This window comes from Candidatus Zixiibacteriota bacterium (genome assembly GCA_034003725.1).
Lineage (GTDB): Bacteria > Zixibacteria > MSB-5A5 > GN15 > FEB-12 > WJMS01.
Genome location: JAVEYB010000001.1, coordinates 282212 through 307058, shown reverse-complemented (window position 1 = coordinate 307058; position 24847 = coordinate 282212). Strand labels below are relative to the sequence as shown.

Sequence of the window (24847 nt, the reverse complement as noted above, 5' to 3'; positions counted from 1 at the left end):
AAGGGTCTGGTATGGACAAAGACATCATTACAAAGATTCTGGATGACAACAAGGAACTGTTGTCCCTGCCGCAGACGCTCGCCGAGGTCATTCGGGTGACGCGGAAGGAAGACTTCTCCGCGAACCAACTGGCCGACGTTCTCATGCGCGATCCGGCGCTAACCGCCAAGATCCTTCGAATTGTCAACTCCCCGTTTTATGGAATGAGCCGCGAGGTTACGTCGATGACACAAGCTGTGGTGACACTGGGCACGCGGCAGGTCACGGCGCTTGCGCTGTCGAGTTCGGTTTACAACATAACCGCGAAATGGGGCGCCTGTATCGATCGGGTCCGATTCTGGCGGCACTCGCTCGAGGTGGCAATCGGCGCGCGCATGATTGCCGAGGCGATCGGCTACCGTGCCTGGGAGGAGCTGTTCGTCGCGGGATTGCTTCACGACATAGGAATGCTCGTCCTGGAGAATTCGTATCCGGACGCCTGCGAGCAGCTCTGGACCGGAGCCGAGGTTACGGAGTCGGTCACGGACCAGGAGCAGGAAGTCTGGGGCACGAACCACGCCCGGGTGGGCCAGTTTTTGCTGGAACAATGGCATCTGCCGGCGGTCATCTGTGAGGCTGTCGGCCGACATCACCACGTCTTTCCGAAGGGCAGCGACAATCCCGAGACGAAGGCCGGACAGGTGGTCGCACTGGCGAACATCATTTCCCGATTCCGGGTCATCCAGGCTCGCCCGCGCGATTTGCAGTCGATAATCGAACAGAAGGAAGGGCTGCTCACCAATCTCGGGCTGCTTCCGGCCCAGCTCAAGGACATCGAGGAGTCTTTATTCGCGCGCACGGTGACGGAGGCGGCGTATCTCGAGATAGAGGTGGGCAAGCCGGAGGAGATTATCGCCGAGGCGAATCGAATGATGTTCGAGCAATACCTGACGGTTGAGACGCTTCTTCGCGAGAATCGCAAGATGCAGACCCAGATCGCCCGCGACCAGATCAAGAAAGCGGCCCTGGAGTCGCTGCGAACGATCGCGGTTACGTTCAATCACTACATCAACAACGCCACCGCGATTATCTCGGGCCGCGCGCAATTGATCGAGGCAGGCATCAAAAACAAGCAGATTGCCGATCCGAACGGTCAGATGTACATGGCCATGCAGGTCATTATCAACGCGGTCGAGACGATCGCCATGGTCATGGACGAATTGAAGAATCTCGCGAGTTTCGAGACGACGGTATACCACGAGGGGATGTACATTCTCGATATCGAGAACAAGATCAAGGCTCGTCTCCTGCAGGAGTTCCACGAGCCGGTGGGCCCGCTCGGCTGACAATCCCCGCAAAAAAGCCGACCCGGTTTGACGGGCCGGCCGGGCGAAGAAACGAAACGGGGGAGAGAGATCCGGACCGTTCGTTTCAGCGCTTGTTAATCGTGATGGCGCTTCTGGTGCCCGTAATGGCAAGCCGCGTGGCGCCGCTGCCCAGTTTCAGGCGTGTCTCGCGCCGCTCGCCGTCGTCCGTGATTTCCATCGGAAACGATCCGGCGATCGTGCCCTCCAGTGTTTCTGCGGAGACGAGCAGGTCGCTGTTTTCATCGAGCCAGATGGTAACGGGGCCGGAGAGCGCTCGGACAGTTGACCGGCTGCTCAGAGCCCGGTCGATGGTCAGATCGATCGCTCCGTTCTCATTAACCAGGTCGAGCGGCCCGGCCAGCTGAGACGCCTGGATTGTGCCGAATCGATTGGCGGCACTGGACTTGCCGTTGATGTCGGTGAGAGTAATGGTGGCATTGGTATTCTCCACGCGAACGTCACCGTCGATATCCCGTATCAGCAACGGCTGAAATGAATTGAAGGCGGTCAGATTACCGCGTACGTCGGCGATATCAACCACGCCATTTGAGTTGTCGACGCGAAGGGGGCCGGTGTGCTCGCGCACCCAGATCGTCCCACTGTTTTTGATCGAGATTTCACCATCGGTATCGCGCAGCGAGACCTCGCCGTACATGTTTTCTATGGCTATCTCACCGCGACAGAAGTCAAGCGCGATCGGACCGTACGAGTTTGTGACATGGACGACGCCGTCAACATCGGAGAGGCCCACCGGCCCCATGGTGTTCACGAGCTTGATATCGCCACGGCAATCGGCAATCGCGAACGTCGAGTGATCTCCCGAAACGTCGATTGAGGTCAACATGTCGCTGATCCCGACCTGTCCGAAGGTATTGCGGACGATGAGCGGGTTTTCATCCGGCACCTCCACCCGCAGTACGGTTCGGATAACTTTGGTATCTGGGTCGCTGATGGCTGGAAATCCTGCTGTCACGGAGTAGCCGTGCTGATCGCCCGTCAGCGACAAGGTCACGGCGGAGACCAGTTCTTTCTCGCGAGTGCGTGACTTGGCGGCCACTTCCACCTCGAGGGTAGCCGTGATGGCAGGATCCGCGGACCCAAGCACCTGCACATCACCGGCCTCGAGCACGATCTCGATCGGTGCCGCGGGCGAAGCTACGGAAAGCGACCGTGTAATCACACGAGGCAGTCCTTTCATGGATGGAGCGCCAACGGGGGGCACGGGCGGGACATCGGGCACCACTATTACGCGAGGGGTAGACGGTACGTTTGGGATGTCCGGGACGTCGGGGACATCCGGGACGCGGGGCACCATGACCAGATACCTCTCGTCAAGGCTGTCGCCCGTGATTACCACCGTGATAGAATCGTTGAATACAAACGGGGCAACGGCGATACCCTTTGAAGACACCTGTGAATTGCGAAGGGATTCACGCACGTACAGCCGGATGGCATCCCGGTACTTTGCCTGTTCTGCCATCTGCTCGGCGATGTCACTCTGCACGAGCCCCTCGATCATCGAGAGTTCGACGCGGAGGTTTCGAAGCGTCCGGGCGAGTCCTTCCTCTTCGCGCGCCTGTTGCTCCTTCAACTGCGCTTCCTCTACGCGAAGCGCCGCTACATAGGTGCGTAATGCGTCGGAAAGGGCATTGACGTCAACGGAGTACTCGCCCCGCTCGATATTGCGGCTGAGGGCCTGTAGTTTTGCCGTGATTTCGCTTTTTCGTTTCGGGTCGAGCTCTCGCAGGTACACGCTGTAATCAGCGAGGACCACCCCCAGTTGCTGAAGAACGTCGAGGTACTCCTCTGCGGCCAGTTGCGCTTCACGTGGTATGGAGCGTTCCTCGGCGCCGCGAGAGTCACGATCCTCGGTAAGGGGGACCGGCGCCTGAGCGGCGAGTCGACTGGGCCAGCAACCTATCGCGGACGCCGTAACAATCACGAATGTCAGCAAACTTCTCAGCACGTTCTTCATCTCCAGGCGCGGCCGGGTTTTACCGGGCAGACACTCAAAGCGTCGCAAGTCGCCATACCGGGGCCGCCTCACCTTGTATACCGGCGGAACCGGCGTTTCTTCCCGTCGGTACTAGTACGTATATTCGTACGCCCCGGTTTCAGCCTAATACCATGGACCATAATCGTTTTGGTTCTGGCAGGTTAAGCCGACCACCGAGTATCAGGTGATGCTAAGATAACGCAAGTTGTGAAGGTGATTGCAACCGAAATCGCAGGTTCCGGCAGGTACAACGCGATGCTGTCGGCTCAGCGCGGTGGCCCTGTTCGTAAGAACTTAGCCGGAAAGTAGTTAGGGGACAGCAAAGAATGGTGCGCGGAGTCGATTAAGCCTCGCAAAAATCACCAGGAGGCACTATATTTGCATCAAGGGGCTCAGAATCGCTTTCGCCAGGGGATTACATGAAGCACATATGTATCGGCGCCGCGGTCGCGCTGATGGTTGCAGAGGCGCTAATTGCAGCGGACTTCGACCGACCCGCGTTGCACCGCGCCCGATTCGACCTATATCCGCCGGAGCGGCAATCGGTCCAGTCCGGGTCTAACCTCACCCGAACGGCCGCCACGATTTCCGTGCTCGATGATATTGCAATTTCTGAATCGGTGGCGCCCGCCCGCTTCGATCAAGCCGACGCCGACATTGTCGGTCTTTCCGACGGCGGATGGCTGGTTGTCTGGGATGACGACCGTGATGGTGTCCGGAAGATTTTCTGGCAGCGCTACTCGTTGTCCGGGGCGCCTTCCGGTTCCAACGTACTTATAGCCGGTTCAGTTGTGGGCGCCGATTATGTTGAGCCGAGAATTGAAACCGACACGCTGGGGCGAGTATACCTGTTTTATCGCGACCGGACCAACGGTCTGATCTACGGCTCTCGGTATTCGTCGAGCCTGGCGATCGACATCCCGACGTACCTCGTAAACGACACTGCGGGGGATGCCTTCGCGGGTCCATTCGATATCGCGGTCTACCCGAACGGGCGGGTCGTTGTTACGTGGGAAGAATATGTCTCGGCGGGCTCCGGTATTCGGGCGCGAATTGTCAGCAGCACCGGGACGTTCGTGACAGCGCCAATCCCGGTCAATTCGGACGTCGGTTCAGTTTCTCATTGGGTCCCCTCGGTTGCGGTCGAACCCAACGCGGGGTTTCTGATCGCGTGGGAAGACTATCGGAACGGACATGCCGACATCTACACGCGCTTGTTTGATGGCGCCGGAGCGCCGCTGGGGACCGAATTCTCGCTGGTGCCATCGCCCTTCGATGTCTCCGACCAGTACACTCCCCAGGTGACATTCTTAACTACCGATCAGTACGCTGTCGGATGGGTGGACCTGCGCCTCAGTCAGGACATTTACGTTCAAATCTTCAATACCAATACGGGTCTGGTTGGTGCTAACCGGCTGGTCTCGGCAGGGGACGGCGTCACTGCTCATTGGGATCTGGACATGTCGGTAGATCTCGCAGGTCGCCTTGCAGCGGCGTGGGCGTCGTTTGCAGCTGAATCCGACATTGTTGCTCAGCGGTTTGATATTGACGCCAATCCAATCGACACCCCGGCAGTGCACAGCTCGGCGGCAGCCGGACAGCGATGGTCACCGGCGATCGCCTACGGCGGTCAGGCGCGCTATGCAGTTGTCTGGTCTGAGGTCCTGACGGGGCAGGCCGATATTTCGCTGATGGCGTTTGATTCGGCGGCAGTTCCCCAGTACCCGTCGGAAGTAACCGTCAATGACGATCTTATTGGCGCCGAGTCTTCATCCCCGGCTCTGGCAATCGCCGGTGACTGGTATACGCTCTGTGCGTATGCAGATCGGAGGCGTGACAACGGCGATGTCTATCTGCGTTCGATTACTCATGCTCTGGAGCCGTTGTCGGAGAGCCGTCGGGTAAACCAGGACAACGGGACGGCCCTGCAGAGTGAGCCGGCTATCGATGCTGTGCTGAACGACGAGGCGCTGGTGGTGTGGATTGACGGCCGGTCTGTCTCCGGTCAGTCCGGGCAGCGGATATTCGCCCGCTATGCCAACCGCTGGGGTAGGTTTGTCGGCGCTGAATTCACCGTGTCGGACTCGGCACAGGCGAGCGCAAAGAGCTCGCCGCAGGCGGCAATCAACAGCAGTCGACGCGCGCTGGTGGTTTGGCTGGACAAGCGATCGGGATCGTTTCAAGTTTACGGTCGGTGGTTGAACCCGAATCACAGTCTCGACGGGGCTGAGTTTTTGATATCGGATGGGTCTGCGGGAATCGCCGCCGGATCGCTCCGGGCCGCCACCGCCGGCGACAATCGGTATTTCGCAAGCTGGCTCAACGTAGACGCGACCCCTGTCACAGTACAAACGGTGTGGTATCGAGCCGACAAATCGCGCGGTGGATCGTTCGACTTTGCGCCGGTTCTGGCGGGAGGCGGGTTGAGTGATTTTTCGATCGACGGTCGCGGTGACGGCACCCTGGCGCTGGCCTGGTGCGGGTTGGAGAACAGCGTCAGGCGTTTATACCTTTCGGTATTCGACTCGCTGGGGAATTTGCTCGGGGGCGCCTCCGATATGGTGACAGACTCTGATAATGCGGCCGCGGAGTCGCCGTCGGTGTCTGTCGACGAGAATGATTACGTCAGTCTCGCGTGGACAGATTATCGCGACGGCCGCGCCGTCGTATATTATCAGGTTCTGGACGAAACCCGCACTCCGGTTGGAGTCAACGAACCGGTCGGATCGGCGGCCGTCGAGATCATGAAGACACCGTCGACCGCGTCGGCGCGGGGACGCGCATGGTTCGGCTGGATCGATAACCGGGCAAACGGCTTCAATGTCTATGGGGCGACGACGCTGTATCTGCCGACGGATGTCGATGATACGCCCGCACAGGCGCTACCGGGTTCGTTCGTCCTTGCACAGAATTACCCCAATCCGTTCAACCCCGCGACAACCATATCGTTTGCACTGCCTGCGGCGAGTCGTGCAAGACTGGCCATTTTCAACACGCTCGGGCAAGAGGTGCGGGTATTGGTCGATCAGTCTTTGCCGGCGGGAGAACACGAGGTCGTCTGGGACGGAACCGACTCGCGCAGGCACGCGGTATCAAGCGGGGTGTACTTCTATCGCCTCGAGTCACTCGGCTTCACAGATCAGAAGAAGATGATTTTGCTGAAGTAAGATTGTGACTCGTATCGGGTCGGAGTTATCGGGCCGCTCGCTGAGCGGCCTTTTTTCATGGCACCAACGGCTCAGACGTCGAGCGGTACAAACGCGTACATGACGTCTTGAAAAAAGTGAGCAATGATGCACGGCCAGAGTGTGCCCGTGCGGATGTACAGCAACGCAAACATGACGCCGTACACGGTAATCAGCAGCATTCCGGCGATGCCCTGATAGGAGTGGCAGAGGCCGAAGAGAATCGAGGATATGGCGGTGGGCACCAGCCAGGACTGAGACTTCAACAGCAGTCTGATCCTGGTGAGCAGATATCCGCGGAATGCGATCTCCTCGCAGAAACCGGCTGTGAATGATACCAGTACCCAGATGACGCGTCCGACCGGGTCGGTGGGAATCAGCAGCGCCGTTTCTCCGGGCAACTCCAGCCCGACACGTGCCATCACCCACGCCAAGCCACTCAGGATCAGCAGGGCGGCCAGGAAGAACGAAGCTCCCCAGGCGAAGTCGAGGAGCCGAATTCGTCGGAGGCCGACCCCCCGAAGGCCGGTGTTTTCCAGAAACGCCGCCAGATAGTTGAGGCAGAAAATGGCCCACTGTAAGACGATGGTGGTGACCAAGAGAAAAATGCGCGTTCCTTCATTCAGTTCTCTGAGAAACTCCTGGGGATCGGGGCCCAGGAATGCCATCGCCGGGTAACCTACTGCCACTACGAGCAGGAAGAGCCAAGTGAACGCGGAGACGCGGAAATCAGTGTTGCCGGACTCCTCCTTGAACCGGCCAAACGGGGACGATTCGAGTCCGGCATTCGAATTATCGTAGACCGGGATACGCTGGTAGGAATAGGGTTCCAGAAGGACCTCGCTTACATCTGGCGAGAGGGGGGGGTATCGGGGGGCGATGCTTTTTTGTCGCGGGTGAAGGCCGCGGCGACAATGGCCAGGCCGACGACGATAATAATGAGCGGCCAGCCCTGCTCCATACTGAGCACATTGTGCATCGCCAGCAGCATCAATAGTCCAAGCCCGATCAGGATGATCCCACTGACAATGGGGCGCTTCCTGTTCTTCTTCTCGTGTGTTGTCACCGTTGCCTCGTATTGTCAAAATCAGTCACCGGAACTTTCCGGCAACGCCGTCAGCGAGTGTCCCCTCAGTATACGAAAAAACAGCCGCCGCAGTAAGGGAGTTCTGGCGGTGTTATTTCTTTTGTCGGCAGCTTTCAGTTGTGATTCACATGATCATCACTCGGGCGTGGCGCCGGCAGCGAACGTGATTCCCCCGTAATCGACAAAGGCGGGCGGCGCGGCTATCATCCGGCGTGAAAAAGAGAACTGACGCAAGGAAAGCAGTGTGAGGTAAATGATGTCCCAAGAGCGAGTGATTTGCCGGAACTGGATAGTTGATTTGGGCCGCGATCCGGACGCAGCGCCTGTACTGGCTGAGCTTCCGCGGTCGGCGGAGCAGTTACGGCGCGGCGATTCGCCGCCCGGTGATATACCTGCGTCCGCCGAATGGGCTGAGCGACGGGCCAGGGAGGTTGCCGACGCCGTGAGTGTGGCGCTGCGTCATCTCGCGCCGGATGAGCGTGATTTGATCGAGCGGCTCTATTTCATGGGGGAGGGTTTTCGCGAGCAGGCGGAGGAAACCGGCAAAGCGATCTATCGATTGGAGGGGTTGCACCTGCGGGCGGTTCGCAAGCTCCGTCGCCGCCTGGCCGCATTCGTACAGCGTCAATACGGTGTACGGTCGCACAGAGTATCGGAACGGGCCGCCTGTCCGCTGTGCGACTCACCGGAACGCGCCGAGATCGATGTCCTTATTCGGTCCCGCGATCCGAAGTCCACGTGGGGACGGACGATTGAGGTTATTCACGAGAGGTACGGTATCAAGATTGTATCACCGCAGACCTTGATTGGTCATCTGAAATATCACTCATAGATTGAAGGAGGCAACCATGTCCGAAGAAACCACCACTGTCGAGAAAGTTCGGGGGGAACACTGCCTGAACGTGTTTGTTTCGTATGAACTCAAGGAGCGGATCAGGCAGCTTGCCGCCAAGTACGACCGCACGACTGCCGATATGGTGCGGGCCGTGCTCAGGATTGGAATTCCGATGTTGGAAGGGCTATCGCGGGCCGAGCAGATCATGGTCAGCGAATACGTGGAGCTGTTTCGGCGACTGCGTAAGGTCAAGACGTTAAAGGATATCTGACGATGGTGGGGTCTGTCCGGGGTTGAAAAAAGGGCTTGAACCGCGTATCCCTTTGGCGTATACTCGGTGAACATTATCAGCAATAAGGGCTTATGTTCCAAAAACAACGCACGATCAGGCACGAAATATCGCTCTCAGGGGTGGGATTACACACCGGAAACCCGTGCACCATGACGTTTAAACCGGCTCCCCCCGATCATGGCATTCGCTTTGTCCGTGCGGACCTTCCCGGGCAGCCGTCGGTAATCGCCGATATCGATCATGTTGTCGACATTTCGCGCGGGACCACTCTCCAGGATGGAGAGGCGCGGGTCCATACGGTAGAGCATGTTCTTGCGGCGTTCGCCGGGCTGCAGATCGACAACATGATAGTCGAGCTGGACAACAACGAACCGCCGATCGGAGACGGTTCTGCCAAGCCGTACGTCGATCGTCTGTTGGACGCGGGAATCGAGAATCAGGACGTCGACAAGTTCTATCTCGAGATCGACACGCCGATGTCGTACAGCGAGAAGGACCGTGGGGTCGATTTGGTGGTGGCGCCGTCGGACGACCTTCGCATCACCTTTCTCATCGACTATCAGAGTCCCGCGCTCGGTACCCAGTACACCACGCTCGTGGATCTCGAAAAGGAGTTTGTGGAGGAGTTCGCGCCCGCCCGCACGTTTTGCTTCTTGTCGGAAGTCGAAATGCTTCGCGAGGCCGGACTGATCAAAGGCGGTGGATTACAGAATGCGGTGGTGATTTATGATTCGGACCGGGGACAGGTCGAAGTCGATCGGATCCGGAAGGCACTGGACCTGAAGGAAGAGGCATTCGTCGGCGAAACAGGCATTATCAATGACATTCCATTGCGGTTTTACAATGAGCCGGTCCGTCACAAGACACTCGACCTGTTAGGCGACCTGTTTCTGATCGGCGTGCCGTTTAAAGGTCATGTACTGGCGGCGCGGTCGGGTCACAAGGCAAACGTGGCGCTTGCCCGGAAAATGCGCGACCTGTACAAGAAGAAGCAGATCGCGTCCAAGTTCGGCTCGGGTTCGAGCAAGGTTTTGCTTGATATCAATGCAATCGAGCGAATCATGCCGCATCGGTATCCGTTTCTTCTGGTCGATCGAGTGCTCGACCTCGAACCCGGCAAGCGCGTCAGCGCACTCAAGAACGTCACGATCAATGAGCCGTTTTTCCAGGGGCATTTTCCCGGCCAGCCCGTGATGCCGGGCGTTTTGATATTGGAAGCGATGGCGCAGGCCGGGGGCGTTCTGCTGCTGAATGCGATTGAACATCCTGAAACCAAACTGGTGTATTTCATGTCCATCGACAACGCCAAGTTTCGCAGGCCGGTGGTGCCGGGCGACCAGCTTCGCTTCGAACTGGAAATGCACGCCTTTCGCCGCAACGCCTGCAAGATGTCCGGACGGGCGTTCGTAGACGGGACGGAAGTTGCGGGAGCGGACTTTATGGCAATGGTGGTGGATCGATGAGCGATATACACCCCTCGGCGATTGTATCGAAGAAAGCCGAAATTGCGGACGACGTGGTTATCGGGCCGCACAGTATTGTTGAAGATGACGTAGTCGTCGGCCGGGGGTGCCGAATTGCGTCGTCCGTGCTGCTCGCATCGGGCGCCCGCCTGGGCGAGCGCGTGCAGGTGTCGCACTCCGCGGTGATCGGCACCAGGCCGCAGGATCTGAAATTCGGCGGGGAGGTGACCCGCGCGATAATCGGCGACGACACCGCCATTCGGGAGTTCGTCACGATTAATCGTGGGACCGCCGCCCACGGAGAGACGTCGATAGGGAAGAACTGCTTCGTGATGGCGTATGCGCACGTCGCACACGACTGCATCATCGGCAACAACGTGATTATGGCCAACTCGGTCAACCTGGCGGGACACATCGAGATTGATGACTACGCGATTCTGGGCGGCGTACTGCCGGTGCACCAGTTCGTGAAGATCGGTGCGCACTGCATGATTGGCGGAGGGTTTCGGGTTCAGCAGGACGTGTGCCCGTATGCGTTGGTCGGGGGTTATCCGCTGAAGACGGTTGGCATCAACTCGATCGGTTTGCGGCGTCGGGGCTTTCCGAAAGAGACCATTGCGACGCTCGAAAAAACGTTCAAGATCCTGTTTTTTTCCAACCTGAATACGAGTCAGGCGGTGGAGCGAATCAAAAGCGAGTTGGAGATTCTGCCCGAGGTGCAGACGATTCTCGACTTTATCGATCGTTCCAACCGCGGAATCGTCAAGTAGTATGCGATTTGGCGGCCGGTCCGGCGACCCGCCGGGCCGGCATACGCTCTCCAACGGCAACATTCGGATTCTGCTTTGCACCTATTGCCTCTGATGTTACCTTCGTCGCAACAGGATCCTGAATCAGCTAACAGGCGAGGCCGATAGATGTCCCGTTTGCGGACGGCAGTGGTGGGAGTCGGGGCGCTTGGCCGTCATCATTTGCGATGGCTGAGTCAACTCCCTGAATCGCAGTTGGTGGGGCTGTTCGACACCGACAGAGACAAGGCTGATCGTTACGCCGACGAGTATCATGTGGTCGCGTACAAGCGCCTTGAGGACATGGTCGGCGCCGTCGATGCGGTTTCGGTCGTGGTGCCAACGACCGCCCATTTTTCCGTGGGCAGTTTCCTGATCGAGCACGGCATCCACTGTCTCATAGAAAAACCGATCACCCCTGATCTCGACGAAGCCTCAGCATTACATCATCTTGCGGTGCGCAAGGGAGTAAAGGTAACGGTCGGTCAGATTGAGCGCTTCAATCCGGCGGTGATTGCGCTTGCCGGAATACACATACGGCCGTCGTTTATCGAAGCGCATCGTTTGGCCCCGTTTGATCCACGCGGAACAGACGTTGCCGTCGTACTTGATCTCATGATCCACGACATCGATCTCGTTTTGCACCTGATCAAATCCGATCTCGTCGATATACAGGCGTCGGCGGTAGCGGTTGTGTCTGACCAGGCGGATATCGCGAACGCACGGCTGACTTTCGCCAACGGTGCGGTGGCCAACCTGACAGCGTCGCGCATTTCGCTGCATGCGATGCGCAAGCTGAGAATATTCCAGAAATCGGGCTACTACTCCCTCGACCTGGCGAAAAAGGAGGCGGACCTGTACCAGCTCGCGCGAGAAGGGGAAGGAGGGGACGGGTTCCGGGTGCCGCTGGGCAAGTCGGGACAGGACTTGCTTTATCGGAAGGTTTCCGATTCGGGCAAGGACATGCTCGGCACGGAACTCGAGACCTTTCTAACAGCTGTCATCGACGATCGTCCCGTCGCCGTATCGCTGGAAGACGCAACTGCGGCACTGAAAGTGGCACTGGATATCCAGCGGATCGGGCTGGACTCGATACAACGGATGATGGCCAACGACTGAATGGACGCACCGCTGCTGTTTCTCTCGGCCGGCGATCCTTCCGGCGATATTGCATCGGCCCGTCTGCTGCAGCGTCTGCTGGCCTCTCGGCCCGGTCTCACGACATTCGGGCTGGGGGGAGCGAGACTTGCCGCTCTGGGGCAACGGCAACTGGCCGAGCCGGCCGACCTGGCCGTTCTCGGTTTCTGGGAAGTGGCGCGTCGGTACCGCTTCTTTCGACACCTGATGAACCGGAGCGTTGCAGAGATCGAGCACATGAGTCCCGCCTGCATTCTGCTCGTGGACTATCCCGGTTTCAATCTCAGGCTCGCCGCGCGCGTCAAACGTCTTGGGATCCCGATCGTCTATTACATTTCGCCTCAGGTCTGGGCATGGGCCGGTCGGAGGATTCACCGGATCAAGGAGCTAGTCGATCGGATGCTGCTCATTCTGCCGTTTGAGAAGGAATTGTATGACTCGCACGGTATACCCAACGAGTTGGTGGGTCACTACCTTGTCGAGGATATTCCGGCGCAGTATATCGCGAGCGACCCACCGGCCGCCGGACAGATCGCATTGCTTCCCGGCTCGCGCAGACAGGAAATCGAGCGCATGCTCGTGCCGATGCTGGGCGCGGCTCGCCGTCATCTCGACGCATTCGGCGGCAAAGCCGTCGTCGCGGGTGTGAAAAACGTGTATGATTACGAAAAGGCGATGGCGCCGTTCGCCGGGGAGCCGATTGAGATCGTGTATGATGATTCCCGTCGCGTGCTGTACGAGAGCGACCTTGTGGTGACCGCGTCGGGCACTGCAACGCTGGAGGCGGGGATCATCGGGCGTCCCATGGTTATCATTTACAAGACGGGATTCGTGACCTACCAGATCGCGCGACGGCTGGTGACTCTGCGGCTGATCGGGCTGGTGAATCTCGTGCTCGGCGAGACGGTCGTGCCTGAGTTGATCCAATACGACGCATCACCCGATCGCATCGCGTCGGAGTTGGCCCGGTATCGCACCGATGCCCCTTACTTTCAGAGAGTGTGCGAACGATTGAAGACGGTGGCCGGTATTCTGGGGGGACGAGGTGCATCGGAACGGGCCGCCGCGGCAGTGGGGTCCTACCTATGATCGGTGTATACCGATTGGTCAGCGCTGCGGCGTACCTGCTGGCATCGCCGGTTCTGCGTGCGAAAGCGCGGCGCGGCGATCCGGTATGGCGCGGGCGGCTTCTGATGGACCAGCCCGACGGACCGGTTGATCTGTGGATCCATGCTGCATCGGTCGGTGAGGCGCGTATGGCCGCGATACTCATCGGACATTTGCGACGAATCGAACCGTCCGTACGTATACATGTGACGGTCATGACGCCGGCAGGTTACGGGGCGGCATGCGAGGCTGTTTCGTCCGATGCGACCGTTTCCTATTTTCCGATTGACGTTAACCGGTACGTCACAGCGCTGTTCACGCGACTCCGCCCGCGGGCGTTGGTGATCGCAGAGACCGAGATCTGGCCGAACCTCATTACCTCGGCCGCGCAGCGGCATATCCCGATCGTCCTGGTGAACGGGCGGATGTCAACGCGGGCGTTCGGTCGCTACAAAATCGTGAGACGATTGTTCTCGGAACTACTGTCCCGATACGACCGGTTCTTTCTGAAATCCGAGGACGACCTGCAGCGATTCGCGTACTTCGGAGTGAGTCCGGACAAGGCCGTAATAACCGGTGACATGAAATTTGATGCGCCTTTGATGCAGCGGTCCGAAGGTCGTCGCCGCGAATTGCGCCACCGACTGGGTGTGGGTGACGATCAGTCGCTGCTGGTTGCCGGGTCGACCCGACCGGGCGAGGAAGCGCTGCTGGTACGAATGTTCGATGTGCTGCGCCGCACGCACCCGCATATCCGGCTACTGTTGGCGCCGAGACATCTCGACCGGCTGGCCGAGGCGGCTCAGACGGTGAGCGCGGCGGGGATGAAGGTCAGAATGTACGGTTCCGAAGAGCATAGCGACGGTGAAGAGGTGGTTTTGCTCGATCGCATGGGTGTGCTGACGGAGTTGTACACCGCGGCGGACATCGCTTTCGTCGGGGGGACCCTGGTTGAGCTGGGCGGCCACAATCTGCTGGAACCGGTGTGGGCAGGTACGCCGGTACTGTACGGACCATCGATAGACAACGTCACCGAGGCCGCGGCGTATATTACTCGGCATAATTTTGGCCGTCAGGTCACCGATGCCGATGAGCTGGGGCGCGTTCTCGATCAGTATCTGGCGGGCCAATTGGAATTCGCGCGAAAAACGGAGAGCGACCTGGAAGCGAGTGCGACTATCGCCGCCGTGCATTATATTGCGGCGTTAGTGAAGGGAGCGGGTGTTCATGCTTGAACGGTTCTGGCGGCGCGTGGTTGACCGCAAAGGGGTGACCTGGCTGGTACTGCCCGGATTTGTTTTCTGGGTGGCATCGCTGTTTTACCGCTTAGCCTTCGCCATCAGCCGTCGCATCGCCCCGGCCCTCGAAGAACTTCCGGTCCCTGTTATATCGGTGGGCAATATCACCGTGGGAGGCTCGGGAAAGACTCCCATGACCGGATTTATCGCCCGTTCGTTGCTTGCCGAGGGACTCCGGGTCGGCATCGCGTCGTCGGCGTACGGCCGCCGCACGGTCGTCTCGTTCACCGAGCCGGGCTACCGGGTTTCAAAACGGCCGGTGGAAGAGACGGGTGACGAAGTCCTGCTGCTGGCCGGCGACCTTCCGAATGCCTTGTTCTCGGTGGATCCGGTGAAGCTTGAGGCCGCTCGGCGTCTGGCCGAGTCCGGCGATGTGGATGTGATTGTGGTAGACGACGGTTTCCAGCATTGGGCCTTGAAGCCGACGCTCAATCTGGTCACGTATGATGCGGGGGTGAAGCGGCGTTGGCTTCGAATATTCCCGAACGGCGTGCTGCGCGAACCGGTGCCGGCGATTCGGCGTGCGGATATCGTCGTAATCACGCGGGCGAATTTCGCCCGCGACATTCAGCGACTCCGCCAGCGACTCGAGAAGATCCATCCGAGCGCGGTATTCTACCACGCCAACTTTTACGCGACGCAGCTCACGCTCGGCGGCCAGCAGCTGGCCGTGAAGTATCTTCGCGACAAGTCCGTGTTTCTATTTGCCGGGGTGGGCAATTTCCGATCGCTGCTGCGGCAGGTGACGGCGCTGGCGGGTGATGTCGATCACTACCTGGAGCTGGCCGACCACCAGCACTACGACAGGCGTCTGCTGGAGCGCATCAAATCCGAAGCGGACACGCATGACTCCGATCTGCTACTGACGACCGCCAAGGATTTTGTAAAGCTGGGTGATTTTGATTTCGGCCGGGAGCTGGCATATATCGACCTGGCGATCGATTTGGACCCCGGGGAGGAGAAATTCGTGCGGACCATCATAGAACGCCTCAATCTGGTGACGAAGGACTGACTATGGAGCAACGCTGCGATTATCTCGTTATCGGCAGCGGCATCGCCGGACTGTTTTACGCCCTCAAGGTTGCGCAGGGAGATCCACGGGCGCGCGTGACGATTGTTACCAAGAAGCAGGAGACGGACTCGAGCACCAATCGGGCGCAGGGCGGTATCGCCGCAGTTCTTGCGGGGACGGACTCGTTCGAAGCGCACGTGAGCGATACCCTCGTGGCGGGCTGCGGATTGTGCCATCGCGACGTCGTCGAGCATGTGGTGAGAGCGGGACCGGCGGTTATCTCCGAGCTCATGGATTACGGTGTTCGGTTTACCCGTCGGGACGGCGCATTGGATCTCGGCAGAGAGGGCGGGCACTCGGCCAACCGTGTCGTTCACGCGTCCGATCTTACCGGACGGGAGATCGAACGTGCCCTGCTGAGCGCCTGTCGGGCGTTGAGCGACCGGGTTACGATCTATCGGAATCACATGGCTATGGACCTGATCGTTGCCGACAACGACGAAGGTCGTCGTTGTATCGGCGCAACGGTGCAGAGCGAGGAAAACGAATCGCTGACCAACTTCCTCGCTCCGGTGACACTGCTGGCGACGGGGGGGATGGGCCAGATTTACTATCACACGTCGAATCCGAAGATCGCCACCGGGGACGGCGTGGCGCTTGCGTTCCGAGCCGGGGTTCCGGTCGGCAATCTCGAGTTCGTTCAGTTTCATCCGACCACGCTCTACAGTCCCGGCCGCTGGCCGTTTTTGATATCGGAGGCGGTGCGGGGCGAGGGAGCCCGCCTTCGCTCGGTATCGGGCGAGTATTTTATGGAGCACGCGCACGAACTCAAGGATTTGGCCCCGCGTGATATCGTTGCACGGGCGATCGACAAGGAGCTCAAGCGATCGGGCGAGGAGTACGTGCTGCTTGACGTCAGCCACCGCGATCCGGAGTTCATCAAGAAGCGATTCCCGAATATTTATCGTCAGTGTTTGCGGTACGGGTTTGATATTACGGAGCGGGCGATCCCCGTCGTACCTGCCGCGCACTACGCCTGCGGTGGTGTTGTTTCCGACATCAGCGGACAGACCGCCCTGCCCGGTCTCCTGGTGGCCGGCGAGGTGGCCATGACCGGCATGCACGGCGCCAACCGACTGGCGTCGAACTCACTGCTCGAAGCGGTGGTCATGGCCGAGTTTGCCGCACAGCGATCGCTGGCTTATCGGGCCTCGGTCGACATTCCGCACTCACTGCCGAAGCTCGACAGGCCTGAGCGATTCGGTTCATATCCGGAAGAGAAGATTTTGTTTTCGCATTTCAAGCGGGAGCTGCAGCGAGTCATGTCCGATCTGGTCGGCATCGTTCGCACGCAGGAACGCCTGAGCATAGCGCTCGGACTGGTGCGGCGGATTGCGTACGAGGTCGAGGACATCTTTCACACCACTCCGGCCACGCACGCGCTGGTGGAGCTGCGGAATATGGTACAAACGGCGCAGCTGGTCATCCTGTCGGCGATCTCCCGGAAGGAGTCGCGCGGCCTGCAGTATCTCGAAGACAACACCGAAACGGACGATGCCTTTTTGAAAGATACGATAATCGACCGTTTACCTGAGGAGGCGACGGAGGAAGCGTGATTACCAGCCACGACATGATTCTGATACTCGATTTCGGATCCCAGTATACGCAGTTGATCGCCCGTCGTATCCGCGAGGCGCATGTATACTGCGAGATCGCCCCATTCAATGTCGACCTCTCGCAGTATGCCGAGCGGCGAATTGCCGGCTATATACTCTCGGGCGGCCCGGCATCGCTGGCGGAAACCGACGCTCCCCGTCTGGACCGGTCGTTTTTCGACACGGACAAGCCGATTCTGGGTGTTTGTTACGGCATGCAGTTGATGATAGATCGGTTGGGCGGCCGCCTGCAGGCCAGCGCCAGCAGGGAATACGGACGCTCGCGGTTTGTGTCGTTACGATCCGACGGATTGTTCAAGGGCATGCCGCCGAAGAGTCAGGTCTGGATGTCACACGGCGACTCGGTTGTCGAACTCGCCGAGGGGTTCGAGGTGATAGGGTCGACCGACGATCTGCCGGTTGCTGCGATCGCCGATCGCGGGCGGCGCCTTTACGGACTGCAGTTCCACCCCGAGGTACATCACACCGAAGCGGGGCGGACGATTCTGCACAACTTTCTGTTCGACATATGCGGTCTGCGCGGTGACTGGACGACCGAGTCGGTGATCGACGAGACGATCGCGGCGATACGCGAAAGAGTCGGCGAGAAGAAAGTGCTGCTCGGGATATCGGGCGGGGTCGATTCCTCGGTGGCCGCGATGTTGTTGACACGGGCGATCGGCGACAAACTGCACGCCGTGTTCGTCAACAACGGGCTGCTGCGAAAGAACGAGTTCGAGAGTGTTTCATCGATGCTGGGTACGCTCGGAATCAATCTCCACCCGGTCGACGCCTCTCAGGTGTTTCTGTCGCGCCTTGCCGGGGTAGAGGATCCGGAGCGAAAGCGCAAGATAATCGGAGCGACGTTCATTGACATCTTCGAGGAACAAGCGGACAAGATCGGCGATATCGAATTTCTGGCGCAGGGGACCCTGTACCCTGACGTTATCGAGTCGGTCTCGTTCAAGGGACCGGCCGCGACCATCAAGAGCCATCACAACGTGGGGGGATTGAAGGAACGAATGACTCTGAAGCTGGTCGAGCCGCTCCGCGAGCTGTTCAAAGACGAAGTGCGCGTGATGGGGCGCGCGCTGGGTCTGCCACAGGAGTTTCTCGGTCGCCACCCGTTTCCCGGGCCCGGTCTGGCCGTCCGGATTCTGGGCGATGTCACGCAGGCACGATGTGACCTATTGCGCGAGGTCGATGCGATTTTCATCGACGGTCTTCGCCGGCACGGGATCTACGACGACATCTGGCAGGCATTCGCCGTGTTGCTGCCGGTGAAGGCGGTCGGAGTCATGGGCGATGCGAGAACGTATGAGAACGTGGTTGCGCTGCGTGCCGTGACCTCGGTTGACGGCATGACTGCCGACTGGGCGCGGATCGACCCCGATATTCTTGCGGAGATCTCGAATAAGATAATCCGGAACGTGACGGGTGTGAACCGTGTGACCTACGATATCTCGTCGAAGCCGCCGGCGACGATTGAGTGGGAATGAGTTCCGGTTGCCTTGGATTCTGACTCAGATTGTAATCGGGGCACAGAGGGAAACCGCAGATTGTCAGTGAGTTTGTTCTGGTACTGTGGAGACAGCGGCGCGCAAGCTTGCGAGTTGACTGAATCGTCACGGTGCGGCAACCGCGCGATGGCGATGAAAGATGGTGAGTCAGGCAACGTCCGAATGCGTGATAGAAAGCATAGGGTGCTTCACACACTGTAACGTGAACGGGAGTTTAGTGGTGGGATGGGATATCTCGCCGGGAAATTGTTACGTATGTTGCTGTGGATAACCGGCATCGCCGTCGGCGTGTTTCTCATATTCTCCGCCTTCCTGTATTTCCAGCAACACAAGCTGATTTTCTTCCCGTCCCGCGATATTGCTCAGTCTCCGGCTGACTGGGGCATGGGATACGAGGACGTGCGAGTTGAAGTCGCGCCGGATCAGCGACTGCACGGCTGGTACTTCCCGGTCAGCGATACCGCCCGGACCATCGTCCTCTGTCATGGGAACGCCGGAAATATCTCGCATCGCATCGAGTCGGCCGCCTTCTGGGTATCGCTGGGGGCGAACGTGCTGTTGTTCGATTATCGCGGCTATGGGAAGTCCGAGGGATCCCCGGGAGAGAATGAATGTTATGAAGACGTGTCGGCTGTCCTGGCATGGCTGCGGGATCAGAAGAACACACCACCGGACCGGGTGATCCTGTTCGGTCGTTCGCTGGGTGGTGCAGTGGCGATTGAGGCGGCGACGCGGGCTAGGTGTGCGGGGCTGGTTGTGGAGTCCTCATTCACCTCGGCCGCCGATATGGGCCGCCGGATGTACCCGTTTCTGCCGATCGGTTTGCTGATAAAGTACAGATTCGACTCGCTGTCGAAAATCGGTCGCGTGTCGTGCCCTGTTCTGGTGACCCATTCACCACACGACGAGATAGTCCCGTTTGACATGGGCCAAATGCTGTACGATGCCGCTCCCGCGCCGAAGCGCTTTGTCGAGCTAGTCGGCGGACACAACGACCGCGGCTATTTCGACATTCCCGCCTATCGGGCGGCCCTTCAAAGCCTGATTCGCGGTACTGCCGACGCCGATTTCATCGCTCGTTGAGCCGGTTTTCGGAACAGGAGCCTCAAATCGGTCGTTTCTATCAATCGAGGCGGATCGACGTTGATCCAAACCGATTGACATGGCCGGTGATCGGCCGTATTTTTCCGCTTCACACAACCGGGAATGGATGCAGGATGCTTGACGTTAAGAAGATGCAGGAATATGCCAGTCCGGTGCAACCCGATCTGGAGTTGTTCGATCGGCGGCTTGCGGACTATCTCAAAGGCGACTCGCCGTTGATCAGTTCCATCGCCCGGCACCTGCTGAAATCACGCGGCAAGCGCATACGGCCCGCTTTCGTCTTTCTTTCTTCGCGGGCATCGGACAATTTTACCGAACACTCGGTAGACGCTTCGCTTGCGATCGAGTTGATCCATACTGCGACGCTGTTGCACGATGATGTTGTTGATGCCGCCGAGGTGCGTCGGGGGCTGAAAACGGTCAACGCGCAGTGGACCAACCTCATCTCCGTGCTCATGGGTGATTATCTGTTTGCCAAAGCGTTCCGTATCATGGTGGCGGCCAATTCGATGGATCTGATAGCGGCAATCTCCCGAGCCACCGAGCGAGTTTCGGTCGGCGAACTGCGGCAGATCGAGGAAACCGCCAATTATTCGTTGTCCGAAGAGGAATATCTCGAGATCATATCCGACAAGACGGCGTCGCTGTTTAACGTCTCCTGCGAAACCGGCCCCATACTGAACAATCGGCATCGGACGGAACGCGAACGATTCGCCACGTTCGGGGAGAAAGTCGGGACCGCGTTTCAGATCGCGGACGACCTGCTGGACTTTGTGGGGGATCCGGAAGTCACAGGCAAGGAACTGGGCAACGACGTCCTCACCGGCAAAGTGACGTTGCCGCTGATTTTCGCACTCAAACAGGTAAACGAAGCCAGTGGGCGGGAGATCATTTCGTACTTGAGTGACAGCGACAAACGGGGCGGGGAAGAGGCGTTTGAGAAGGTATATCGTTTCGTGCACGAGAACGGCGGCGTAGACTATGCGTATCGTCGGGCGGATGAACTGTGTCGGCAGGGACTCGACGCGCTCCCACAGAAGGAGAGTTCCGTGTATTACCAGTCGCTGGCCGCGATGGTGCATTATACGGTTGCCAGGGCGTCGTAACTGCCGCCATGACTGAGTCGGCCGCCGGTCGCGTTTTCACACTTGTTTTCCTGAAAACAGTCAACCCCGCCTCCCGATGGTCAGTATAAAGGGGCAAGTGTTTTCTTTCACGGACATTTCGATAGGGTTCCGGACCGGAACGCCGCTGCTGGCCTGGATATCGCTGGCGGTGCTCATAGGGCTGGCTGTCTGGTTGTATCGCCGGACCAACCCGCCGCTGCCCGCGTGGCTCCGCCTTTTGCTCGGCACGCTCCGGGTCGGGGCGGTGGCGCTGCTGATGCTTGCGCTTCTGGAGCCCGTGGTCAGCTACAGCCGAGAATACGAACGCACCCGCCGCGTCCTTGCGCTGATCGATCATTCGGCCAGCATGGACCGACAGGAGCTTGGCGCGACCCGGGCCGCGCGAGTCGATTCTCTTCAACAGATCGAGACCTTCCGCGATCTTGAAAGTGCTGTGGAATTGACGACGCGGTATTTCGGCGCCGATCTTTCCGCCTCACCGGTACAGGTCGACCGGTCCAGCACCGCGCTCGGAGACATTCTGTTTGAAGCAGACCAGCAGCAGTTGACCGCGCCGGCCGACTACTGGCTGGTGATAAGCGACGGGCGGTCCAATGCGGGCCGCGACCCTGTCGATGTTGCGTCCCGGCTGCGTACTGCCGTGATAGCAGTCGATATGGCGATCGACGTGGGCGCTTTCGATATCCGCCTGGCCGACCTCGACTATGATCTCGTGCAATTTGTCGGCCAGTCGACTCAGATCACGGCTCGCCTTTCCTGGCATAACGCCTCCGGAAAGGAAGCGCTCATAGAGCTTCGGCAGGGCAACCGAGCGCTCACACAAACAAGGTACACTATAGGTCAGGAGGGGGGATTCGGTGACGTGGCGCTCACGTACACGCCGACCGATCCCGGACAGCACCTGCTTGAGATTGCCATCGTGCCGCTGGACGGTGAAGAAACGACCGACAATAACTCCCGGACGATTTCCGTTAAGGTTCTCAAGAGCCGACTTCTGGTATTGCTGGCAACCTCCCGACCCGACTACGAAGTCGGCTTTTTCAAACGGTATTTGGACCAATCGGATAAGTACGATGTCGACTTGGTGGTAACCGCGCCGGTGTCGGGTAACCTTGGCGGGCGTCTCCCGGAGCGCCAGACGGAACTGAATCGGTACGATCTGGTTGTGCTTCACGATCCCGATCCACAACAGTTGGAATCGAGCCGCCCGCTGCTGGAATCATACCTTGCCGACAAGGGAGGCGGCCTGTGGGTCATGATGGGTGAACGCTTTGCCGCTCGCGGCCCGGTCGCCTGGTTTAATGGCATGCTGCCCTTTTTCCAGAGTGTGCGGCGCGAGATCCAGTACGCGCAGTTCGACGGGGAACCGGCGGAAGGGCAGCTTTTCCATCCGGCCGTCCGACTGGCAGAGAGTCGGGCTGCTATCCGCGACGTCTGGTTGAACATGCCGCCGTTCGGGACGCTGGTTCCGTGCGATTCGGCTGATCCTGACGCCGTCATGCTTGCCTTTGTCGGCGGGGGCAGTCCGTGGGCGCGGTTGCCGATTCTCGGATACAAGCGTGTCGGTCCCGGAAAGGTTCTGGCTTCCGCCGCCGGTCCCTACTGGCCGTGGGGATTTGTTACGCTGGGGCTCGGGCAGGGGGCCGAGACGTATCAGGCGCTGGTTAACGGCGCCGCCGAGTGGCTCACGGTCGCGGACGACTTTGATCCAGTCCGGATCGGTCCTGACAAGCAGGTCTTCCCCCGCGGGGAAACCGTTCGATTTTCGGGTTTTGCCGGAGATCTCGGATTCCGCCCGATTGAGGGCGCAACCGGGTCTGTCTCCCTGCAGAGCCGCGGGGGTGATGATCGGTTCGAACGCGATTTGCTTGAGCTCGGCGAGGGCCGTTATCGGGCCGACTTTGAGCAGCTCCCGCCCGGAGAATATTCCTATGAGGCTTTCATCGAGAACGGCGGACGGGAACTGAAGCGGACGACCGGGGCGATCCAGGTCGAGTCGTTTTCACTGGAGGAGTTCGACCAGAGCGGAAACCCGCAGGTGCTGCGGGCGATTGCCGGTCAGTCCGGCGGTTCCTACCACACGTTCAGAGAGTTCGAGCAGGCGCTGGCGTCTATCGATACAACTCCTGCGGTGGAGACGGTGGAGGGGAAAATCACGTTCTTCAACAAGCTCTGGCTGTTGCTGCTGTTCATTGGATTACTTGCGATGGAGTGGTTGCTCCGCAAGCTCAACCACTTAGTCTGAGGCCCCAGTCCGGCGAAATTCATCTAGAACCGCCTCAAGATCGATCTTCTCTGCTAATGCGGCTTTCTGCTGCGAGAGTGTTGCCACCTGGGCGCGAATCCGCTCGGCGCACCTCATGATTTGCCCGATGTAGTGGCGCTGGTCTTCCGTGAGCGGCTGGTCGTCATCGAGCATGTACTCGGCATAGCCGATTATCCCGGCGAGTGGATTGTTGATTTCGTGATTGAGACTCAGGCACTCGGCCAGGTACGGTTTGAGCTGTTGCAGGACGATCAGGTCGCGGTGCTGGCGTTCGTTTAACGTGTTGGTCGGCATGGACTGAATCCCTCGCCCATAGGTGTCGCCAAAGTAATCCAGATACCCGGGATCTTCTATACATCTATGTATCGGAACAAGAACTACCGAAATGAACCCTGATGACGATTAACGCTCGATAATTTCTTTTGAACCGTGCTGCTTCCCCCTATATTCGCCACAACCATCTGGAGGACTTTATGAAACTGGCAGTATTGGGGGCGGGACTGATGGGCCGGGCGGCCCTGTACGACTTTTCCCGCGCTGACGGCGTTGAACAGGTTGGTGTATTTGATATCGATGGAGCGCTGGCGAAGGAGATCGCCGGCGCCTACGGTGGCGGAAAGGCAGAGCACGGGACGCTCGACGCCGGTGACGAGGACGCGGTCGAACGAATTTTTGCCCGGTACGATGCCGCGGTTTCCTGCGTGACGTACCGGTACAATCCCGGCCTGACCCGAGCCGCCATCAAAGCGGGCTGTCACCTGTGCGACCTGGGGGGCAATAACGACGCCGTGCGCGATCAACTGGCGATGTCCGACGAGGCGGAAAAAGCCGGGGTCATCATTGTTCCGGACTGCGGGCTCGCTCCGGGCATGGTGGCTGTGCTCGCCGCGGATGGAATCAGTCGGTTCGACAAGGCCCTTTCGGTAAAAATCCGGGTTGGCGGTCTGCCCCAGTCGCCGCGTCCTCCGCTTAATTACCAGATGGTGTTTTCCTCCGAAGGTCTGATCAACGAGTACTGGGAGCCGTGCCTTATTCTCGAGGGGGGAAAGAAAAAGACGGTGAATCCGATGACCTCGATCGAATCGCTGGAATTCGACGGTATTGGCAAGCTCGAGGCGTTTTATACATCGGGCGGGACATCGACTCTCCCCGACACGTTCGAGGGGAAGGTAGATTTTCTCGATTACAAGACTATCCGCTATCCGGGCCATTGCGAGTTGTTCCGTCCCATGCTTGAACTCGGACTGGCGTCGCGCCACAAACTGACGGTCGACGGTCACTCGGTCGAGCCACGGGCGGTATTTAAGGCTGTTCTCGACCGAAATCTGTCATTTGGCGATCTGGATTTGGTGCTGTTACGCGTGACGGTCGATGGGATCGCAGGCGGTGTGACCAGACGCGTAGTCTATGAGATAGTCGACCGGCAGGATACTCGCACGGGATTGACTGCGATGATGCGCACAACCGCGTTTCCGGCCGCGATCGTCGCCTGGATGGCTGCCGACGGGCAGATCAGCGCTCGCGGGGTCAAGCCGCAGGAAGTCGCCATCAATCCAAAGCTGTTTATCCCCCAGTTGAAGAAGCGCGGGATCAACCTGTCCATTCGCGAGGAGGATCTGTAGGTCCCCG

General features: G+C 59.1%; 20 protein-coding genes. 16 read left to right on the top strand and 4 right to left on the bottom strand.

All coding sequences use genetic code 11. The features are described 5' to 3' along the window. Positions 1-11: 11 nt before the first annotated feature. Positions 12-1325 carry an HDOD domain-containing protein gene (locus RBT76_01380; GenBank protein MDX9856424.1) on the top strand — a complete coding sequence of 438 codons (1314 nt, stop codon included), beginning with the start codon at positions 12-14 and terminating at the stop codon, positions 1323-1325. Between the two features lie 85 nt (positions 1326-1410). Here RBT76_01380 and RBT76_01375 read toward each other — a convergent pair whose 3' ends face one another. After that, complete coding sequence (locus RBT76_01375; GenBank protein ID MDX9856423.1) at positions 1411-3312, bottom strand: DUF4097 family beta strand repeat-containing protein; 1902 nt, start codon at positions 3310-3312, stop codon at positions 1411-1413. A gap of 449 nt (positions 3313-3761) precedes the next feature. On the opposite strand from RBT76_01375, the gene RBT76_01370 reads away from it, so the two are divergent. Next, entirely contained in the window at positions 3762-6509 is a 2748-nt protein-coding gene (locus RBT76_01370) for a T9SS type A sorting domain-containing protein (protein ID MDX9856422.1), read from the top strand. Between the two features lie 71 nt (positions 6510-6580). Here RBT76_01370 and RBT76_01365 read toward each other — a convergent pair whose 3' ends face one another. Then, the gene (locus RBT76_01365; GenBank protein ID MDX9856421.1) at positions 6581-7195 is read right to left on the bottom strand and encodes a CPBP family intramembrane glutamic endopeptidase; all 615 of its coding nucleotides are present in this window, start codon (positions 7193-7195) and stop codon (positions 6581-6583) included. A 176-nt stretch (positions 7196-7371) separates the two neighbouring features. Next, on the bottom strand, positions 7372-7593 hold the full coding sequence (locus tag RBT76_01360; GenBank protein ID MDX9856420.1) for a DUF5668 domain-containing protein: 222 nt from the start codon (positions 7591-7593) through the stop codon (positions 7372-7374). Between the two features lie 277 nt (positions 7594-7870). Here RBT76_01360 and RBT76_01355 point away from each other — a divergent pair, with 277 nt between their 5' ends. From RBT76_01355 to RBT76_01295, 13 genes are all read left to right on the top strand, one after another. After that, positions 7871-8446 carry a hypothetical protein gene (locus RBT76_01355; protein MDX9856419.1) on the top strand — a complete coding sequence of 192 codons (576 nt, stop codon included), beginning with the start codon at positions 7871-7873 and terminating at the stop codon, positions 8444-8446. Positions 8447-8462: 16 nt separating this feature from the next. Beyond that, on the top strand, positions 8463-8720 hold the full coding sequence (locus tag RBT76_01350) for a hypothetical protein (protein MDX9856418.1): 258 nt from the start codon (positions 8463-8465) through the stop codon (positions 8718-8720). Between the two features lie 92 nt (positions 8721-8812). Then, on the top strand, positions 8813-10204 hold the full coding sequence (locus RBT76_01345) for a bifunctional UDP-3-O-[3-hydroxymyristoyl] N-acetylglucosamine deacetylase/3-hydroxyacyl-ACP dehydratase (GenBank protein ID MDX9856417.1): 1392 nt from the start codon (positions 8813-8815) through the stop codon (positions 10202-10204). Then, positions 10201-10974, top strand: coding sequence for an acyl-ACP--UDP-N-acetylglucosamine O-acyltransferase (gene lpxA, locus RBT76_01340; GenBank protein ID MDX9856416.1), 774 nt, complete (start codon positions 10201-10203; stop codon positions 10972-10974). The genes RBT76_01345 and lpxA overlap by 4 nt, the downstream gene beginning before the upstream one ends. A gap of 147 nt (positions 10975-11121) precedes the next feature. After that, entirely contained in the window at positions 11122-12111 is a 990-nt protein-coding gene (locus RBT76_01335; GenBank protein MDX9856415.1) for a Gfo/Idh/MocA family oxidoreductase, read from the top strand. Continuing rightward, positions 12112-13218, top strand: a complete 1107-nt coding sequence (gene lpxB, locus RBT76_01330; GenBank protein MDX9856414.1) for a lipid-A-disaccharide synthase — start codon at positions 12112-12114, stop codon at positions 13216-13218. Next, complete coding sequence (locus tag RBT76_01325) at positions 13215-14471, top strand: glycosyltransferase N-terminal domain-containing protein (protein MDX9856413.1); 1257 nt, start codon at positions 13215-13217, stop codon at positions 14469-14471. The genes lpxB and RBT76_01325 overlap by 4 nt, the downstream gene beginning before the upstream one ends. Next, positions 14464-15546: a tetraacyldisaccharide 4'-kinase gene (gene lpxK / locus RBT76_01320; protein ID MDX9856412.1), complete on the top strand. Its 1083-nt coding sequence runs from the start codon at positions 14464-14466 to the stop codon at positions 15544-15546. Before RBT76_01325 ends, lpxK begins: the two co-directional genes overlap by 8 nt. A 2-nt stretch (positions 15547-15548) precedes the next feature. Then, positions 15549-17162: an L-aspartate oxidase gene (gene nadB, locus RBT76_01315; protein ID MDX9856411.1), complete on the top strand. Its 1614-nt coding sequence runs from the start codon at positions 15549-15551 to the stop codon at positions 17160-17162. A gap of 14 nt (positions 17163-17176) precedes the next feature. Further along, positions 17177-18700, top strand: coding sequence for a glutamine-hydrolyzing GMP synthase (gene guaA / locus RBT76_01310; GenBank protein ID MDX9856410.1), 1524 nt, complete (start codon positions 17177-17179; stop codon positions 18698-18700). Positions 18701-18976: 276 nt separating this feature from the next. Beyond that, positions 18977-19804 carry an alpha/beta hydrolase gene (locus tag RBT76_01305; protein MDX9856409.1) on the top strand — a complete coding sequence of 276 codons (828 nt, stop codon included), beginning with the start codon at positions 18977-18979 and terminating at the stop codon, positions 19802-19804. A 134-nt stretch (positions 19805-19938) separates the two neighbouring features. Continuing rightward, on the top strand, positions 19939-20931 hold the full coding sequence (locus tag RBT76_01300; protein ID MDX9856408.1) for a polyprenyl synthetase family protein: 993 nt from the start codon (positions 19939-19941) through the stop codon (positions 20929-20931). A 97-nt stretch (positions 20932-21028) separates the two neighbouring features. Beyond that, positions 21029-23197, top strand: coding sequence for a hypothetical protein (locus tag RBT76_01295; GenBank protein MDX9856407.1), 2169 nt, complete (start codon positions 21029-21031; stop codon positions 23195-23197). Here RBT76_01295 and RBT76_01290 read toward each other — a convergent pair. Then, entirely contained in the window at positions 23189-23512 is a 324-nt protein-coding gene (locus RBT76_01290; protein ID MDX9856406.1) for a histidine kinase dimerization/phospho-acceptor domain-containing protein, read from the bottom strand. The two genes, RBT76_01295 and RBT76_01290, sit on opposite strands and share 9 nt — an antisense overlap. A gap of 179 nt (positions 23513-23691) precedes the next feature. Between RBT76_01290 and RBT76_01285 the strand changes: the two genes are divergently transcribed. After that, entirely contained in the window at positions 23692-24840 is a 1149-nt protein-coding gene (locus RBT76_01285) for a saccharopine dehydrogenase C-terminal domain-containing protein (GenBank protein ID MDX9856405.1), read from the top strand. The last annotated feature ends 7 nt before the right edge of the window (positions 24841-24847 follow it).